Source organism: endosymbiont GvMRE of Glomus versiforme, assembly GCF_003546845.1.
In genome coordinates this window covers 238,204-256,323 of record NZ_NWVA01000009.1, presented here as the reverse complement: position 1 = coordinate 256,323, position 18,120 = coordinate 238,204, and the positions used below count along the sequence as shown (strand labels likewise).

Below are 18,120 nucleotides of genomic sequence, written 5' to 3'. Positions count from 1 at the left end.
ATTCATTTAGTCACTATGAAAAAATTATGAGATCAATTATTTATTGGTTAACATTAATGATAATTCTTCCGCTTTTTTATTTATTTAGATGAAATGAAAAAAGAAGACTATTATTAGGAATTGCTATCGGAGTATTTTCAATTCTTGGCTTTCTTATTTGCCCTGATGAAGTGGCTTATTCTATAGTGCATAGAGAAATAAAAAAAAGCTTTGAAAATAGAAACATACAACTAAAAAGAATAGAAAAAAAATTTGAACAGTTACTAGCTAAACCTCACAAAAAAAGAAATATTTTTAGAAATAAGGAAAAAGAAACACTAGAAAATGATTTGAAGGAAATAGTTAAGAATATAAAAAGAGATCCTATTTTATTATTAGGAAATGAAGGAAAGCTATGAGGAGAAAAATTTCAAGAATGAAAACACAAATGAAGCAACGAAAAACCATTGTTAACATTATTTTATGGCAAAGAATTAGCTAGTAAAATAACTGAAGAACACGATTTTGGGAACAAAGGGTGCAAAATTGATTCTAATTTTGTCAAAATTGATAAAAAATCTAGTCCTGGAGCTATTAAACGAAAAATTGTTAACATTATAAAAAGTAGTGATTACAAAAAAGATCCAATTCTTTTTTTTAAGGATATTGACAAACTGAACGAAAATCCAAGATTAAAAGAAATTATCTTATCGTTTTTTAATTCTCAGCAAAATAATTCATGAAAATATGAAAAGGAATTATTAGTGGACGAAAAAAATAATGATAAAACAATAATAACAATAACTCCTGATTTAAATAGATTTGTTTTGATTGCCTCCGTTTCTGAATACAATTACAAACTACCCAAGGAGATACAAAAAGAACTTAGAGTACGATTCATTAAAAGCATTTTTGACGAATATAGTTTTACTATCTTCTTAGTTTCTTGTATTGTAGAATTTCTTGTATTTTTGTTTTTAACAAAAACAAAAAAATCTTCTATTGTTTAAACATGAAGATATTTTATAACTATTTTTAGTAGATTTTTTTAGCAAATTGAAGACTTTTTAGTAATGGTTAGTAATTTTAGTTTTGAGTTAGCTTAAGATCTTTTTTTTGTTTTTTCTTCGTTTGTGAAAAACAAGCTTTCAAAAAACTGATCAATGTGTGGATCTATGAGATATTACACTCTCTTTCTATATTACTTTTATTATTTATTCAAAATAATAATATACTACCTAAGGTAGAAGAAATTAGAAGTGTTAAAAAGTACAGAAACAAGTTAATAATAATAACTGAGGACAATAATTATCAAAACAAAGCAACTAGTGAAATATTTAATACTAACAACTTCACTCCTAAACAAAAACCTGGAAATAAAAAAATTCTTGGAAATGTTGGAGATTGTAAAACAGAGGGGCAGAACTGGAAAAATAAGAAAAGATAAAGAATATGCAGAATTATATTATGCTATCAATAATTCTTTATAGTTTAATTTTGTTGTAAAACCTTGTTAAACTAGCAAATACTTATAGAAATAGCAAAAATCTTTATGATTTTCCTTGTTTAAAGTACCATTTTTTTATTTTCTGTCAGTATTTTATAATAAAAATAGTTATTAGACTAAAAAAACTAAACCAGAAAAAGATTAAGGTTATTTTTCAAAAAAAACGATATCTATGATTAATCTCTAACTTAATAATCATTTTTTTACTACTAAGAAAAGGAAGAGTTCATCGCGATTGATCAAATTTTTTAAAAAATTCTTTATTTCCTATTTTGCTACGAAGAAGACAATAACTATAATAAAGTGTAGGGTGGATTAGACAATAAAAAACACTCGATCCTATTTTTTTTTTTAGTAAGTCCATTCTTCCATAACGAAAGAATCAGTTAATAAAATAAAGGGGACAATAAAAATGTCAAAGAGGGGAATATAATCACCAATGAATTACTTTAAATGTCTGTGAATAAGAGTCTATTATATGACTAGGTATTGGAACTAACTTAATAGTTTTTTTAGTAGATCCATAGTAAGTAGTTAAAATAGTGACTAGTCAAATGAACAAACCAATCGAATAAAGGATCATGGTTAAAAAATTACTGATAAAAACCACTAAATAAAAAATTTCATCCTTGCTTCTTTTTAATTTTTGTCAAGCAATAAAAAATAAAGATAAGAGACTATTTCAAGTACATCATCAAGATAAAAAATGAAAAAAAAAATGAAGTGGAAATTTTAATTTTTCCCCTCCGTTAAACCAGCCTAAAATTATGCAATATATATGAAAAAAAAATAGAGGAACTAATTTTTGATATTTTTTTTTCATATATTTAGGAAAATTATCTGTAGTTTATTTAAATAAGAAGTTTTATTTATGCTAATTAAATATAATAACTTCTAAATCTAAAACTAGGTTACTCTTTCAAAAATTTGTGTATTGCTAATTTTTAAATAATCAGGATAAAAATTAGCAATATTTTCCAATTGATAGAACATTAATCGTAAACATAATTGACACTCAAAATTATTGTTTAGAGGATAAATACTTATATTAGCAGACTGATAATAAATTTTACAATCATTTTCATAGTGAAGCTGGAGAAAATTAACAGTGCCGTTAGTAATAGCTGAAATCGCTGCACAAACTATATCTTTTTTTGTTTTTGTATAATTAGCATGACCTTTAATGGTAATGCATTGAAAATTATTTTTCTTATCTAATTTATAGAGAAGGCAAGTCATTATTTTTTCATCATCATTATTATTATTATTTGTTTTTTGTCTTACTTTTTATTTTTCTTCTACTCTTATTATTTTAATTAAGGTAAATCTCGCACGATGTCCCCAAGTTCTTTTTGTCCTTTTTTTGGCTTTGTATTTCATACCAAAAATTGTCTTATTTTTTATATTTTTAATCACTTTACCAATCAATTTAATAGGCAAATAAGGCTGACCAAATTCTTCCACATCTTCATCTCTTTCTAAAACTTTGTCAATGATTATTTCATCGCCAGGTTCAACTTCTATTTTTTTGCCTGACTTAACTTCTATTTTTTTTTGTAAAGGAATTCGGATAGTTTGTTTTTCTTCCCCTTTTTCTTTTTCTGAAAATCAGGTAACTTGCGTACCCTTAAAATCGAATGTTATACTCATTAGTATAGATTTTAGTATAAAAAGTTCTTTTTTTTTGAATAACTTTATAATAAAACATAAATAATAAGGAACTGTCGCCAAGTAGCTAAGGCCGTAGACTGCAAATCTACTATCGTCGGTGCAAATCCGACCAGTTCCTCCATAAATAAGCAAGCTATCATCTAAAAAGAAAAATCAAAGAAAAGTTAAAACTTTGACCAGTAAACATTTTTATCTATCGCTTTTTTATATGAAATAGCTAAGGTTTATATTTTTTTTAATATATCAGTACGAGAAGATAAAGAGAGTATTTTACGAAAAAAATGATTATAGAATCCTTCAATCAGGCAAATACTAATCTCTGTTATGATCACTTATAAGATTAAAAAAGATTAAAGATGAAACTATCAAATATTGCGCTCGTAGTTCAGCGGATAGAATGTTTGACTTCGGATCAAAAGGTCGGGGGTTCAAATCCTCCCGAGCGCGCCAATATGCTAATATGTATCACTATTGTAAAAACAGCATAAAACCTTATTCTTTAATGTAAAAATTTATTTGTTGATTAGTGTGGTTATGCCCGGTAGAACAACATACTGAACTTTCTCTTTGATAATTATCAGAAGATAATTTATACCTTGATCAAAAGATCTTGTTCATTTCAGGGATATTGATATTAACACTATCTTCTATGAGATCTTTTGTGTTAGTATCATCAAACCATAATAATTCGTGAATAATTGCCTTGAAATTCATTTTACAACTAAAAAGCGCTTTGTTCCTATGTCTGTTGGATTTAATCTTTATCTATCACTTTCTCATTATATGACTTAACAATTTTAATAACTGTTTCAATCCTCATCTTCCGAAAAAAATTTTACAAAAACAGCGAAAAAAACGTCAACTCAAGTACTTACGCTGACCTATTTTTAGTTAAGCATAAGTTAAATATAATTTAACTAAGCTGTATCTTTTTCTTATTTTATCAGCTCGACCTTTTGCACGATACATTATATTCTTCTGTACTTTTCCTTGGTTTATTTCTATTTTTCTAAGATAAACATTCTCGATTTTTTGTTTTTCTAAACTTTTGGTTACTCCTTGAAGCAATTTAAAAAGTATTCTTCCACCTTTTTTAGGTAAAAAAGACAAAATTTTTAATGAGTGATACAATCCTTTTTCTTTAGTCGATCTTACTATTTCTGCAACTAGATTCAGTTTTTGAGGAGAAATAGCAATTTGAGAACTTTTAATGATTATTGATTCCATATATATCTTATTTTTCCTGCTTTTTAATATGTTTAAAGGAGCAAGAGAACACTTTCATTTTTCTTTTCAGCTTATTTAGATTTAGTTATTTGTTTCTATCAGATACTCTTTATCTCTACCGGACAAAACTTTGCAGTCATTAATTCAGCACTTATTTTCTCTTCATCTTTCACTTAATGATCCAATACACAAAAATACTTAAAATGCCTGCTCCCAAAATTCTTGCTGTTCAAATTATTGGGAAATCATCCTTTGAAGAAACATCAGAAGAAGCAGCATTTTCAAATTGTAATTTTTCTATTTTTAGTCGCTGTATTTGTTGAATGTTTTGTTGAATGTTAACATCATCATCATAACAAAAACTGGTTAAGCTTTGTTGTTCAGCAAGTTCATTAAAAGCCTCTTTAATAACTCTTTTATCTCCACTAACTAGTTCAACTAAGGATTTCATATCGTTTAATTTCTCCTCCTCAGAACTTCTTTCAATAAATTTACCAATAACATCTTTGAATTTTTCTTTTAACTCTTTTTTTTGTTGTTCTTGTCTTCTTTTTATTTCGTTATCCATATCCAGCTTTGCATTATCAACTTTCTCAATAAAAGAATGCACACAGACTCCAATATGTACTTCATTTTGTGCAGTTTCAATTTTATTTCGCCAATCGTTATCTAAAACTTGGTTAATTGACTGTCCATCGATTTTTTGCCACTTGTCTTGATTTTTATCCCAATGAGTTTGAACTTTCCTAATAGCCTGAACTCGATCAACCACTAATTTTTCTTTGGCTTCTTGTTTTTGTTGTTTCTCTTTGGCTCTCTGTTCCGCCTGCTTTTTTTCTTTTTCTGCTTGCTCGCGGGCTTCACTGGCTAATTTTTCTTTTCGTTCTCTTTCTTTTATTTCCTCCTGCTCTCGAATTTCTTCCTCTTCTTCTAGCTCTCACTCTGCAAAATCATCAGCAGCTTTTTTTCTTTTTTTCTCTATGACTTGTGGAAAGAAGTCAAATTCGTCATGATTAAGATCCCAAGATATTTGATTAAAAGATATGTCTCCTTGTCTAGAATCACCATCAAACCTGCTTTCAACCTCTATATCTCGGTAAGTTTTGCCTTTCAGGGCTTCTCCCTTCTCTCTATTATTATTCAAAGGAACTTGAAGAGCAGCAAACACTTTAATCACATCTCTTGGATCTACTTCTCCATCAATTATTTCCCGAGTTTGCTCAACAATTTTTTCTCCTCTTCCTTCTAGTATCTCATTGATCTCAAACAAATAATGCTTTAACTCTTTTGGACAATTATTAACATTAATTCCTGTCGCATTAATTCATTTGTAAAATTCTCTTTTTATTTCTTCTCTAAAAAATTCAGGTTTATTATTAACTATTGCCTTAAAACAAAGCAATTGAGCTAAAAAATCATCAGCTAAGTCAGCTGGAGACCTATCTGGACTATTGATAGACTGGTCAAAAATCTGTTTTCTGAAACCAGGTAATCCAATTTTTTCAATATACTCTTCTAATGATTCTATCGCATAGTGAAAATTTTCCAATACTAATTTTTTTTGATGAGCCGTTAGTTGAGCCTGCTTTTGTATTTGTATTTGTCGTTGTTTTTGCATAATTACTTAAATTCCTTTCAATCAACCAACTTTATCTCAAATCACCACTACTAGCATTATAACCTTCATTATCCATTAACTTGGTTATAACCTTTCTTACTACTCTCTTTATCTTATCAGGTCTATTTGGATAAAGCCTAAGTACTGTCCCTAAAGCATTTAAACAATCATCATTAGTTGTTTCTAAAAATTCTCTGGATGCTCCGAACATTTAAAACTTCAATTGGTGATATAATCCTGTTTTTGACAAACCATACATTTAAGCTCAGCATTGCCCTAATGCATATGAGTTCGTTATATTATCATAAACTCGTCGTTAGTAAGATTTTTACTTGATTATTAAAACCTTCTCCGAAAGGTAGACGCATGTACCTTGGTACTAGACCAACAATTTTACGCATCGCATTTTCTAAAGTTTTCATTTGATAAATAATTTCTTCTCTGTTGATTTTTGTCATGTTAGGATGGGACCAAGTATGAGATGCTAATTGATGTCCTTCGTTTACAGCTCGTTCGTCACTACTACGATTTATAGCAGGACAAGTCAAATTATACTTTTTATTTGTTGTAATATGATAAAAAAATTATTAATAAAAAAGAAAATGGTTCCAAAAAAAAGTTCTGATTATAAATAAACAATATTATATAATATGTCAGTTGAAAAACTTCGTTCAAAAAAATCTTTTACTAAACGTTTAAGATTTTTATCAAAAGGTAGATTAATAAAACATCGTCATGCTTGCACTTCTCATTTAGCTTATAGTAAATCTGCTAAACAAAAAAGGCATTTACGCAAGCATTCTTTATTAAATGCTCGAGATAAGAAGCGAATAAAAAATATGGTGCCATATTTAAATACTTCTCGACATAATTATTAACCATTAGTTATTTTCATGATTATGTTCTAGCAGAACATCGAAAAATTTTAAGAAAAAAGTTAATAATTAAACTAAAAAATAAAAAAATGTCGTGTATTATAGCTCTTGAAAGAAAAACAAAGACAAAGACGGAAAAAGAAAAAACATCAAATTTTCAGCTTACTCAGAGAGCGAGAAAAAATCGAAGTAATTCAACATGTATATTAAAATCACGTTATAAAACCTTAATATAATAAATGAAAGACTTTAGAACATACCTTACATGCTTTAAAAATTGAGTCAAAGACGGATATTTATTTCTGATTAATCTAGATATTGAAAAGATAGAAGCTCAACATTTGTTTGCTCTTTTATTGGCTTTTATAATTCTGTATTTTTTTTCCATTATTATAGTCAAGATTTTTAAATCTTTAATAAAATTCTTTATAATAGTATTATTAGGATGGCTTTTATGGATGATGTTTTTTGATAGAAGCAAATACAATCAATTATTTTGTACAAAATGTAATCCTACTGAAGAATAGCAGTGAACAACACAGATTTGTAAATAAGAGAGAACATAATTTATGCTTATAATAAATGACTGATGAAAAATCAAAAGAAAAGAAACAAAAAAAATGGTGGGGGAGAGATTTAAACATTCTTCTTCAATGCAAACTACAGACATCAAAAAAATAGTTTTGAATAGCGGAGTAGGGCAAACCATTGAAAACAAACAATTACTAGATAATACTAAAGAAGCGCTTGCCAAAATAGCTCGAGGGCAAAGACCAATTTTAACTTATGCTCGTGATTCTATCATTAATTTTAAATTACGAGAAGGAATGCCTATTGGTTGCAAAGTAACTTTGAGAAAAAATAAAATCTGGGATTTTTTATTTGAATTAATTAATATAAACTTACCGCAAATTACTAATTTTAAAGGTTTTTTACTCGATAAATTTGATAGAAATGGTAACTATAATCTAGGATTAGATAATTTAAATATTTTTCCTTCCATTCCTTACGATTTAACTTTTAAAAACCAAGGTATACAAATTGCTGTTGTTTTTAAATCTAATTACATCAAAGAGAATGCTTATTTTATGAGTTTATTGGGTTTTCCTTTTAAAGAAAGACAAAAATTGTTGGAAGAAAAAAGCATAACTATTGCTAACGACTAATAAATATACTAATAAATATGATAATGTTAAATATTTATTGTTTATGCTTTTTAAATACATTTATTTCATTACTCAAAAATTTTCCTTAACCGCTCAAACCTTTGCATTCAAGAGCAAGATTTATTCTTTCATCTACATCTTTTTCAGGAATACAGTTCGTAAGAACTCCGGGTTTTTTCAAATTAGGAACAGCAGCACAAATCATTTTTGTAGAACTTGTTTTGCAATCAGCCATAAAAACATATATACCATTATCGCACTTGAAAAGATTGCCTTTATTGTCACAAGCTAGTCCTTCAGTAACGCTGTCAATACTTTCTTTGCAACTAGCCTTTGAACTAACCACTCCGCTTTTAAACAATTCATTGACTCTTTTAGAATCTCTGGCGTTGGTTTCTTGTAAAGAACAATTACCAGAATTAGCAGTTGTAGTTCCAGTGATTTGTGTAGTCATCAAATCAGTTACTGTTACCAAGTTAGTTACTGTCTGATAAATAAAAAAACTTGATGAATAGAATATTTGATTTAAACTGATTATTTTGCAATTTATTTTATTAGTTAACTTACTTGTGTTGTTAATATTGTTTGTGCTGTTGCTAGAATTTCGAAAAAGTTATTCGTTGAAAAAACAACAAAACAATAGATAAAGGTAGTAGTAATAAAGATAGAGGTCCTCATTTTAAGATTCACAGTTAAAAAGCTGGTTTATGTTTACAATTTTGCTGGCTTTTTATTATGTAACAGCAAGAAAAATTTAGTTTTCTTTTATAACCTTTTATAACTAGGAAGGTGATTTTTTGCTAACTCGAAAAAAACTATTAGATCAAAATAAAATAGTTTTATTACCTCATATTAAACAATACTTTTTATTACTATTCACACAAACTCTCTACCTGAAAACAGAATCTTTCAAACAAAATGATTATTGTTGTTTATCAAACAGGAAAAATAAAAAAGGTTTAAAAATTTAGATAATAGTTGTTTGTTCATTGTTTATAGAAGAATAGTAAATTTTTGTATTATTGTTATTTGTTGGTATCATTTCATTTTCTTATTATTTTATGATTAATCATTTTTTTTTAAGGATTTAGAAATGATTTTCTGGTTGTTTTTATATTTCTTTTTTTTATTTTTAGTCTTTGTTTGACTATTTTTTTGTCGTCATTCAGCAATTTTTTTGTGGTCACCTGATAACAAGACTTCGGGAACTTTTAGATTCTCATATACAGAAGGTCGAGTATAGGTATCAAAATCTAATAAAGAATTATGAAAAGTTTCTTGTTGATGAGATTCGAATTTAATAGCATTTGGAATGACTCTAATTAATGCATCAGTGATTGCAAGAGCAGGTATTTCTCCTCCCATCGTGACAAAGTCACCAATAGATATTTGCTCATCAATATAGTATCAAATTCGCTCGTCAAATCCTTCATAACGTCCACAAATAAAAACTAAACTAGAATTTTGATTAATTAGTCTTGAAACATCTTTTTGAGTAAAAGTTTTTCCTTGGGGAGAAAGTAAAATTAAGTAACTATTTGGATAATCTTCCTGGATAGTCGATAAAGCATTAACTAATGGCTCGATTTTTAACACCATTCCTGCCCCTCCTCCATAAGGAGAATCATCTACTCTTCTCTTGTCTGCAAAATCTCTTAGGTTATAAACTCGGTAATCAAACAGTTTTGTTTCATAAATTTTTTTTGCGAGAGAAATTTGAAAATAATTGTCGAAATACTGAGGAAAAATAGTAAGATAAATAAATATAGGTTTCATAAAACTATTTTTAGTCTTTGTATTATTTTTTTATTTTCTGAAGATATATTTAGCGGTTTTTCAACAATTATATAGATCTGTAGACATGTTAATAATCAAAAATAAATTATAAAAAAATAAATAAATAATAGCCTATGATTAGTATACAATTTTTAGCCACGACAACTTTTTCATCTACAATAATTACTCCACTAGATTAAGAGGAATTTGATAAAAGTTAGATTAGACAGTGGATGATAGTTCGCGCTATAAGTTATTATGATTTATGTTTACCAACAATAAAACGCTTGTTAAAAAAAAATTATACGTTCTCGCTGTTTCAGGTGGTCCCGATAGTATGTTTTTATTAGATAAAATGCGCTCTGAAGGATATAATTTAGTGGTTGCTCATGTTAATTACAAAAAAAGAATCGATAGTGATTACGACGAAAAAGTAGTAAAAAATTACTGCCAAAAGTATTCTCTACCATTAAAAATTTATCAAGTAAAAAGTTCTGAATATGCCTCTGTTCATAATTTTCAGGACAGAGCTCGTCAAATTCGCTATGATTTTTTCCAGAAATTAGCCAAAAAATACCAAACTTGGTATATCGTAGTCGCTCACCACGGCGACGACCATTTAGAAACGTATTTACTCCAAAAACAACGAAAATCGTTAGTAGAATATTGAGGATTACCCGCCGCTACTAAGCAAGGAAAATACTGAATACTGCGTCCCATTTTGTCACTCAATAAACAACAAATTTTTCGTTATTTAATCAAAAAAAAAATAGATTATGCTATCGATACTACTAACAAATCGTCGATCTACCAAAGAAACGCCGTTCGGCACAATTTGGATAGAATAAGTTTAAAAAAAAAAAGAGAATTAGAAAAAGAAATTAAGGAAGCAAACCAAGAATTAAGAAAAATTAGAAATCTGGTTAAAAATGCTGTTGAAAAATTAATTATCTTTCCTCATATTCTTAAGTTAGATGACAAAATCGAATACTCTTCGGAAGTATATTTACGCTTGCTTTATTTCTGAATTAACCAAGCTGTTAGTGGTACTACACTCGTTAAAAAAAAAAAAAAACTTCTCAAAGAAACTTATAAACAATTATTTAAAAGCAAAAAAAAGAATCTAATAATAAAAACAAATAGCTTTAAAATAATCAAATATAATTCTTATGCTATTATCTCCTGCTAGAGCTAAAGTGTTATTTAAAACTTTATTATATAAAAAATTATAACATTTATTTTAAATATTTATAATTAACCTAGATAAATATATATGTAAAAACTGGCTTCGTAATAATAAAACAGCGGAGATTTTAATTTAATTATACTTGTTTTTATAATGAAAGAAGCACAAACGAATACAAAACAGAAAGTTGTCAAAGTAGATATACCTAAGAGAAGAGGATTGCTTTTTTGGTTAATTTTACTTACAGGAGGAATTATTTTCCTTTTTAGTAGTATCTTTTCTGCTCCAGATAGAAGAAATTTCGAATTGAGAAAAAAAGAAAGTAGTGATGATACAATAAAAGCTTATGGTCTAAAAGAAAAAGAAGTTGATAAGATAGATTGACAGAAAGGAACTATATATACTTATCATCACTTAGGAAATAATAAGCAGCACCTTTTCTATAATAAAAGACGAAATTTTTTCGAATGATTGACAGAAAAAAAAGTTATTTACCAAGCTTTTACTGAAATGAATGTTGATGAGATAAAAGACAAAAAGATAGAATTTGACGGTTTCTCTATCGATAAAAGAATAACTATACCTAAGATCAAACTTTTTTTCTCCAAATACCATGATATGTTTTTTGTAAAGAATAGGAAGTTAGAAAAAGCGTTTTCGTTTGTTTTTCAAGGAATCTATCTTATTATAATGATTCATTTTATTGACATTATTTTTGGTACCAATTTTATAAATCTTATTACTTATCCTTTCCGAACATTTAAGGATAATAATCAAAGGATAAATACTATTTCTAATATTAAATTTAAAAACGTTGGAGGGTTACATGAAGCTAAAGAAGAATTAAAAGAAATAGTTTCTTATTTTCATAATCCTCAACTTTTTTGACAACGAGGTGCTGTGGTTCCCAAGGGCATTCTTTTAGTAGGACCACCGGGCAATGGTAAAACTTTATTAGCAAAGTCCTTGGCTGGAGAATGCAACTTACCTTTTCTATTTCGCGCTGGTTCTGAATTCGAAGAAGCTTTAGTAGGAACGGGAGCTCGTCGAGTGCGAAGTCTCTTTGAAAAAGCTCGTAGTTACCCTCAAGGTTGCATTATTTTTATTGATGAAATTGATTCGATAGGTTATAAAAGATACTCGATGAATACTAATCATACTGAACAAACATTAAATCAATTGTTAAACGAATTAGATGGATTTAAACCTCGAGATAATATCATCATAGTTGCTGCTACTAATTCCTTAAAAGTTCTTGATAAATCTTTGATAAGACCTGGGCGCTTTGATAGGCAGATTTATATTCCACTACCTAATTCAAAAGGACGACAAGAAATTATTAAGCTTTGCATACAAAAACTCACCTTTAAACATAAATTTGACCTAGAAGAAATAACTTCAATGACTAAAGGTTTAAGCGGAGCTCAGATAGTTAATATGTTTAATGAAGCCTCCATTTTAAGCATTCGTTACAAAAAAGAGTCAATTAGTCAAGAAATTATATTTGAATCTTATGATCGTGTTTTAATGGGTCCTTCCTTAACTTCTCATACTATTTCTTATGAGAAAAAAAAAGTAATTGCTTATCATGAAGCCGGACATGCAATAATTGGATTAAGTTTGCCAGAAACAGTGGTTAAAAAAATTACTATCCTTCCTCATCTAATGTCAGGAGGTTATACTTGAGTCGATTTATATGGAGAATCAGGAGATGATTATTTACTTAATAAAGGTCAAATTCTAGCTAATGTTATGTCATGTTTAGGAGGACGAGCTAGCGAAGAACTAATTTTTGGTGAAGATTGTGTTACTATAGGAGCTTATGATGATTTTAAAAAAGCTTCCGAAAGTGTTCGCGATTTTATTTTTCGTTATGGAATGTCTGAATTGGGAATAATTCCTACCAAAGAGTCATTTTTTTATAAAGAAGAATCATTGGCGGACGAACTACCTGAATCTACTAAACAGAAAATTGAGAATGAACGCACAAAAATACTTGATAAATGTTGAACTAGGGTAAAGTCTATTCTACAAAAAAAAAAAAAAATTTTAGATCTGTTTGCAGAAATACTTTTAAAAAAAAATACTTTGTACAGGGAAGAGATTAACTACATTTTCGTTAACCATATTTCTCCCTTTGTTTCTTTGCTAACCAAAAAGTAATAAAAAAATGAACGATCAGTTGAAGAAAAAAATAGAAAAAAAAGACAGTGTTTACAATGTCTGGAAACAATACAGAAAATTTATTAGCGACCTTTATTTAAAAGACAAATTGGTCAAGAAATTAAGTGGTAAGGAGATGACTATTAATTATCTAAGTAAATTAATTATTGTATTTTTTGCCGCTTTTTTTACTACTACAACTTTTTATTTTTTAATTGATCCTAATGGAATTTATAACAGTGGTCTGAATGGCTTGTTACAAACTGTTTCTAAAATAATTGTTGGCACTAGTAATAAAATTAAATGAAGTGATTATTACATGATTTATTACGGATTAGGAATTTTAACCAATTTAACTTTTATTTCTTTTTTGCGGATTTTTTTTAAAGCCAGATTAGAAGTAGTAAGCACCTCAATTTTTTACGTTTTGTCACAAATCGTCTGAACAAAAGTTTTTAATCATTTTAGACTAAAAGATAACATTTTTAGTAATTTCAGTCCAAGTAATTGACAAACATTGACTTCTCATTCTCAGCTATCTTTTACTTTACCCTACTATATAACTATTGCCATTGTTGCAGCCATTATTCATACTTACGGATATAGTTTAATCTTTCAGGCTCAAGCTACTCCAGGAGGATTAGAAATCTTTACTTCTTATCTTTCTCAAAAAAAAAAAGTTAAATTGCCAATCAGTTTTCTTATAAAAATTTTCGGACTGTCTATTGTTTTTGTTACTATTTTAGTAAATTTTATTTTAGTAGAAGATAATACAAAAATAAGAAAAAGTTTATTATCCAAGGAAATAGAAGAAACAGATAAAAAAAAAATATCTTGATATGAAAGGAAGAAAATAATAGACAAAATTAAAAAAGGAGAAATAGATTGCCTTCTTAAAGGATGAAAAGAGCAGATGGAGGATTTGAAAGAGTTAAGAAAAAAAAATGATGAAAAAAGCATCAAAAAAGCTCTTAAAATTAGTGAAAACAACCGTTTAATTACTTCCATTGTTAAAAGAAAGATAGAAGGGTTAGATCCAGAAGATTATCCGCAAGAATTAGAATATTATTTATCTGATAACAAAAATAAACTAATTTGATTAGAAAATGAAATAAAAAAAAATAATGAACTTATAAAAAACAATAGTAAAAAGAACTCAAAAAAATGTTTACAAAGAAAATTCAGCTTGACTGAAAGAAAGTATAAATTAGAAGAAATAAATAGTAAAGGGAAAGTTTGAAATTATTTAAACTATGTAAGCAATAACGAAAGATTATGAGCAACTATTGTTTATATTTTTTTCTCGTCTTTTTTAATTAGCCAAATATTTCCCCGCGATCAACTTATTTTACTAAGCATTCACTCAACCACCGAAGAAAATTGCAATAAAGGCTTAAGATTGTTAGCTAAATTTTCACCAGTTTACTATATTGCTCACCAAAAAAGAGAACAAAAAGAAGAGACTATTTATATAATAAGCTGTCATTTGAGTAAATGAAATTATTATCTATACTTACCTTTTTTGAAACGAATCGGAAAAATTTATGAAACTAAATAAAGACAAAATTCAGAAAGTGATTGACAGCATCAAAAATACTGAACATTTTCAACAGGCTCTCACCCATACTTCTTATTGCAATGAAAGTAATTTAGGCACTTCTTATGAGAGATTAGAATTCTTGGGTGACAGAATTTTAAACTTTTATGCTAGTCTTTTTATCTATCAGAATTTCCCTGACTTTGCTGAAGGAAAAATGAGTAAGCTTCAACAGTTAATGGTTAAAGAAAGTACGTTAGTTGAGTTAAGTAAGAAAATTGGGCTGAATAGAACAGATGAAAAAAATAAACCAATATACTTACGACTAGGAGAGGGAGAAACAAAAAATCAAGGGATTAACAAAAATAGTATTTTAGCCGATATATTTGAATCTTTCGTTGCTGCTTTATATTTAGAGAAAGGCGGAAGAACGGTTTACTATTTTCTTAAATTAACCGTCTTTACTTGAATTAAAGGTAAAGAGAACGCAATTTGGGATTATAAAAGTTATCTCCAAGAGTATTGCCAAGAACAGAGAAATAAAGTTAATTATCGACAAAAAGAGGTGAAAAGGATAAAAAATAACCAATTGTTATTTACTGTAGAAGTTAGCGATGAGTTAGAAACTTTTCGAGAAGAAGGAAAGGGGCATAGTAAGGACGAAGCTGAAAAAAAAGCTGCTGCTAAAGTGATTAAAAATCTAAAGATAACAAAAAAATAAACACTTTTTAACTTATTACACGAAACTATCCATTTAAACTGTTTAAATCTTAAAAATTATAGAGTTCTTCAAAATTCTAATTCTAGTCATCACTTATTAAAAATTATTTTCATTAATGTCTTAGTCATTCTTAAACAATTTTAAAACTGTCTCTATTTTTTTAAACACCGTGGTGAGTTAAATAAGTTACCGTGCTTGAATTTGAGCTAAACTTGAGGTAGCCTGGTTTTTATTGTCAGGACTTTAAGTTGACGAAAGAAATTCTAAAAGTTTTTGTAAACATATTTTAAAAAGTATTCTTAACTATACCAACACTTTGCTAGAAAAAAAGAAAAAATATAATATATATGTCATCGCTATTACTTGAGTCTTTAGAAATTAAAGAAATAATTACAAAAGATATTATTCCTCATACTTCTATCTTTACTTTTTATCACTTGCCTAATACCAGCATGGGGATTACAATTGGTAACAATTTACGGCAAATTCTCATGACACTTATTGAGGGAATAGCTATTTTAGGAATAAAGATTACCGATAAAATTGGTCCAAAGAATAACATAATCAGTCCCATAGAACAAATAGGAGATTCTACCCCTTATTTAATACTAAATTTAAAAAAAATTATTCTAAAAGAAAAAAAAACGGATAAGAAAGGAATTTTTTGTTTAGAAATGAAAATAGAAAATAAAGAACAAGAATTAAAAACAATTAGGGCTGGTGATTTTGAAGAGAATGAAAATGTGGAAATTAAAAATCCAGAATTATGCTTAACTACTTTAGAAACAGGAGGTGTATTAGAAATTAAATTATACTGTCAGAAAAGCTGAGGATATCATTCAGAAGAAGAACAAGAAAAAGATCATCATTTCGAAGAAGATAATGTTATTTTCCTTGATAGTGACTATTCTCCGGTGAAGAAGGTTAGTTTTGGATGCTCGTCTGATACAAATCCGATAACAAAAACAATAATAACCAGTTCAAAAAAAAAAGAAGGAGAATTAACTATTACCGTTACTACTAATGGGGCTATTAGTCCAAGAGAAGCTGTTTTAGAAGCATTAACAATATCAGAAGATATTTCAAAATCAATTCGTTCCCGCTTTTCTAAAAACAATTTTAAAGATGAAGAAAAAGAAGCTTTAAGACAACAAAATTAAATACATTATTATTTAAATTATTATGATAATTAGTAGTAAATAGTTTTTGAGATAATTTATTTTATATCAGTAAAAATACTTATGTCCTACATTAATAAACGCGGTAAAAATACTGCTTGGCGCAGTCATGTCCTTAACAACTTGGTGGCAGAAGCCATTTTACACGAAAAAATTAAAATTAGTTTTTCTTTAGCTAAACATCACAGAAAACCTGACTTAACCGAATTATTGGATAAGCTTATTGGCTATGCTAAAGAAGATACTCTCCATTCTCGTCGCTTGGCTCTCCGCTATTTAGTTAATAAAAAACATTTAAAAGACAAAAGGGGGAAAAAATTGCTTGATAAATTATTTTTTGATTTAAAAGAAAGATATAAAGATAGAAAAGGCGGTTATAGCCGAATTACTAAATCAAATTATCGAATGGGTGATAATAATTTACGGGTTATTTTCTCTTTAGTGCCGTAAGGAATAATAAATATGATGGAAAAGAAAAAATGCAGAAAATGTCAAAAAGATTTAGAAAAACATTATAGATTATCAACTTATAAATTAAAAAATCCTACTGACTGAACACCAGAAGTGAGGAAATTAATAGCTGAGAGCTCATTTAGTCAAATTGTAAAACGTTTTTGTTTAGATTGTTGAAAGGAAGAAGAAAAAAACTACCGAGAGTTATCTTGGGATACTCTTAATTGGAAAAATGAGCCAGAAACAAGTAAACGAAAGAGGATAAGCCAAATTGTATTTGTTGACAAATCTCTTGATCCCCAACAAATTTCTAATGAATCTTCAATTTCTTTACACAAAACCTTTAATCTGAAATCGGCCTAAAAACCAATGAGTTTTCACCAGTAGATATTTTCCACTTCGTAAAGAATTCGATGAGGAAAGAATTGAATTTACCGAGGAAGTTGATGAGGATATAGTTAAACCGGATAATTCGAGTAATAGTTCTAATCTCCTCTTGCAAATAATCCTAGTAATTTTAGTTGGGGGGGGAGGGTTGTTGTATTTTTTTTATTGGTGGTTTAAAAGTCATAAACAGCAAAAAAAACCAGTTAAGCCTAGTTAGCTCAGTGGTAGAGCGCCCGGCTGTTAACCGGTAGATCGTAGGTTCGAATCCTACACTAGGCGCCATTTTAATAAGAAAAATAATATTATGAAAGCGATACAACACACACACACAGCAAAAACACTGTCGCTTCTGCAAAAAAGACCATTATGGAAGTCAACAAATTTGTCGGAATTGTATTGAAAGATACCGACCCAAATTAAGTTTATTTTGAATATGTTTTTGACTTATTTTTAGTGCGGGTATCATTTTCCATTATTTATTATCTGTGAAAGAAAAACCAGCAAGAAAGATGGGATAGAATAAATTTGTAAGAAAGCGGGAGGATGGCAGAGTGGCCCATTGCACCTGACTGTAGATCAGCAAAACCGGGGGTTCGAATCCCTCTCCTCCCACCATTATTGTAAATAAATTATAAAGTGAATAGAGAGGACAATAAGAGAGAAAGAGATAAAAAGT

The 18,120-nt window shown here is 28.3% G+C and carries 18 protein-coding genes and 4 tRNA genes; 14 read left to right on the top strand and 8 right to left on the bottom strand.

The window, feature by feature from the left end; genetic code table 4:
- Positions 1-26 precede the first annotated feature (26 nt).
- The gene (locus tag GvMRE_RS11870) at positions 27-989 is read left to right on the top strand and encodes a hypothetical protein (RefSeq protein ID WP_147411453.1); all 963 of its coding nucleotides are present in this window, start codon (positions 27-29) and stop codon (positions 987-989) included.
- A gap of 1,403 nt (positions 990-2,392) precedes the next feature.
- On the opposite strand, the gene GvMRE_RS11865 is transcribed toward GvMRE_RS11870, so the two are convergent.
- A complete protein-coding gene (locus GvMRE_RS11865) occupies positions 2,393-2,725 on the bottom strand; it encodes a ribosomal-processing cysteine protease Prp (protein ID WP_147411452.1) in 333 nt (110 codons plus the stop codon).
- 48 nt (positions 2,726-2,773) lie between these two features.
- Positions 2,774-3,136 (bottom strand): bL21 family ribosomal protein, encoded by a 363-nt coding sequence (locus GvMRE_RS11860; RefSeq protein ID WP_147411451.1) that lies wholly within the window; start codon positions 3,134-3,136, stop codon positions 2,774-2,776.
- 67 nt (positions 3,137-3,203) lie between these two features.
- Between GvMRE_RS11860 and GvMRE_RS11855 the strand changes: the two genes are divergently transcribed.
- Positions 3,204-3,278 (top strand) — tRNA-Cys (locus GvMRE_RS11855).
- 253 nt (positions 3,279-3,531) lie between these two features.
- Positions 3,532-3,607, top strand: a tRNA-Arg gene (locus GvMRE_RS11850).
- A 441-nt stretch (positions 3,608-4,048) separates the two neighbouring features.
- On the opposite strand, the gene GvMRE_RS11840 is transcribed toward GvMRE_RS11850, so the two are convergent.
- From GvMRE_RS11840 to GvMRE_RS14575, 4 genes are all read right to left on the bottom strand, one after another.
- A complete protein-coding gene (locus GvMRE_RS11840; protein ID WP_147411450.1) occupies positions 4,049-4,384 on the bottom strand; it encodes an uL22m family ribosomal protein in 336 nt (111 codons plus the stop codon).
- Positions 4,385-4,535: 151 nt separating this feature from the next.
- Positions 4,536-6,002 carry a coiled-coil domain-containing protein gene (locus GvMRE_RS11835; protein WP_147411449.1) on the bottom strand — a complete coding sequence of 489 codons (1,467 nt, stop codon included), beginning with the start codon at positions 6,000-6,002 and terminating at the stop codon, positions 4,536-4,538.
- A gap of 31 nt (positions 6,003-6,033) precedes the next feature.
- The gene (locus GvMRE_RS11830) at positions 6,034-6,213 is read right to left on the bottom strand and encodes a hypothetical protein (RefSeq protein WP_147411448.1); all 180 of its coding nucleotides are present in this window, start codon (positions 6,211-6,213) and stop codon (positions 6,034-6,036) included.
- Between the two features lie 88 nt (positions 6,214-6,301).
- Positions 6,302-6,550: a polysaccharide deacetylase family protein gene (locus tag GvMRE_RS14575; protein WP_172575405.1), complete on the bottom strand. Its 249-nt coding sequence runs from the start codon at positions 6,548-6,550 to the stop codon at positions 6,302-6,304.
- A gap of 102 nt (positions 6,551-6,652) precedes the next feature.
- On the opposite strand from GvMRE_RS14575, the gene GvMRE_RS11820 reads away from it, so the two are divergent.
- Together GvMRE_RS11820 and rpl5 are read left to right on the top strand one after the other, a co-directional pair.
- Complete coding sequence (locus GvMRE_RS11820; protein WP_147411446.1) at positions 6,653-6,880, top strand: large ribosomal subunit protein bL35; 228 nt, start codon at positions 6,653-6,655, stop codon at positions 6,878-6,880.
- A 566-nt stretch (positions 6,881-7,446) separates the two neighbouring features.
- On the top strand, positions 7,447-8,043 hold the full coding sequence (gene rpl5 / locus GvMRE_RS11815; protein WP_147411445.1) for a large ribosomal subunit protein uL5: 597 nt from the start codon (positions 7,447-7,449) through the stop codon (positions 8,041-8,043).
- An 85-nt stretch (positions 8,044-8,128) separates the two neighbouring features.
- On the opposite strand, the gene GvMRE_RS11810 is transcribed toward rpl5, so the two are convergent.
- Entirely contained in the window at positions 8,129-8,497 is a 369-nt protein-coding gene (locus GvMRE_RS11810; RefSeq protein ID WP_147411444.1) for a hypothetical protein, read from the bottom strand.
- A 611-nt stretch (positions 8,498-9,108) separates the two neighbouring features.
- A complete protein-coding gene (gene trmD, locus GvMRE_RS11805; RefSeq protein WP_147411443.1) occupies positions 9,109-9,819 on the bottom strand; it encodes a tRNA (guanosine(37)-N1)-methyltransferase TrmD in 711 nt (236 codons plus the stop codon).
- 265 nt (positions 9,820-10,084) lie between these two features.
- On the opposite strand from trmD, the gene tilS reads away from it, so the two are divergent.
- The 9 genes from tilS to GvMRE_RS11755 all read left to right on the top strand — a co-directional run bounded on the left by tilS (position 10,085) and on the right by GvMRE_RS11755 (position 18,059).
- Complete coding sequence (gene tilS, locus GvMRE_RS11800; protein WP_147411442.1) at positions 10,085-11,008, top strand: tRNA lysidine(34) synthetase TilS; 924 nt, start codon at positions 10,085-10,087, stop codon at positions 11,006-11,008.
- A gap of 150 nt (positions 11,009-11,158) precedes the next feature.
- On the top strand, positions 11,159-13,168 hold the full coding sequence (locus tag GvMRE_RS11795) for an AAA family ATPase (protein ID WP_147411441.1): 2,010 nt from the start codon (positions 11,159-11,161) through the stop codon (positions 13,166-13,168).
- A 7-nt stretch (positions 13,169-13,175) separates the two neighbouring features.
- Positions 13,176-14,726 carry a YitT family protein gene (locus tag GvMRE_RS11790; RefSeq protein ID WP_147411440.1) on the top strand — a complete coding sequence of 517 codons (1,551 nt, stop codon included), beginning with the start codon at positions 13,176-13,178 and terminating at the stop codon, positions 14,724-14,726.
- Complete coding sequence (rnc, locus tag GvMRE_RS11785; RefSeq protein WP_147411439.1) at positions 14,713-15,426, top strand: ribonuclease III; 714 nt, start codon at positions 14,713-14,715, stop codon at positions 15,424-15,426. Before GvMRE_RS11790 ends, rnc begins: the two co-directional genes overlap by 14 nt.
- 347 nt (positions 15,427-15,773) lie before the next feature.
- A complete protein-coding gene (locus GvMRE_RS11780) occupies positions 15,774-16,586 on the top strand; it encodes an RNA polymerase alpha/RpoL/Rpb11 family protein (RefSeq protein ID WP_147411438.1) in 813 nt (270 codons plus the stop codon).
- 81 nt (positions 16,587-16,667) lie between these two features.
- On the top strand, positions 16,668-17,054 hold the full coding sequence (rplQ, locus tag GvMRE_RS11775) for a 50S ribosomal protein L17 (RefSeq protein WP_147411437.1): 387 nt from the start codon (positions 16,668-16,670) through the stop codon (positions 17,052-17,054).
- A 12-nt stretch (positions 17,055-17,066) separates the two neighbouring features.
- Positions 17,067-17,420, top strand: a complete 354-nt coding sequence (locus tag GvMRE_RS11770) for a hypothetical protein (RefSeq protein WP_147411436.1) — start codon at positions 17,067-17,069, stop codon at positions 17,418-17,420.
- Between the two features lie 231 nt (positions 17,421-17,651).
- Positions 17,652-17,726 (top strand) — tRNA-Asn (locus tag GvMRE_RS11760).
- 255 nt (positions 17,727-17,981) lie between these two features.
- Positions 17,982-18,059, top strand: a tRNA-Tyr gene (locus GvMRE_RS11755).
- The last annotated feature ends 61 nt before the right edge of the window (positions 18,060-18,120 follow it).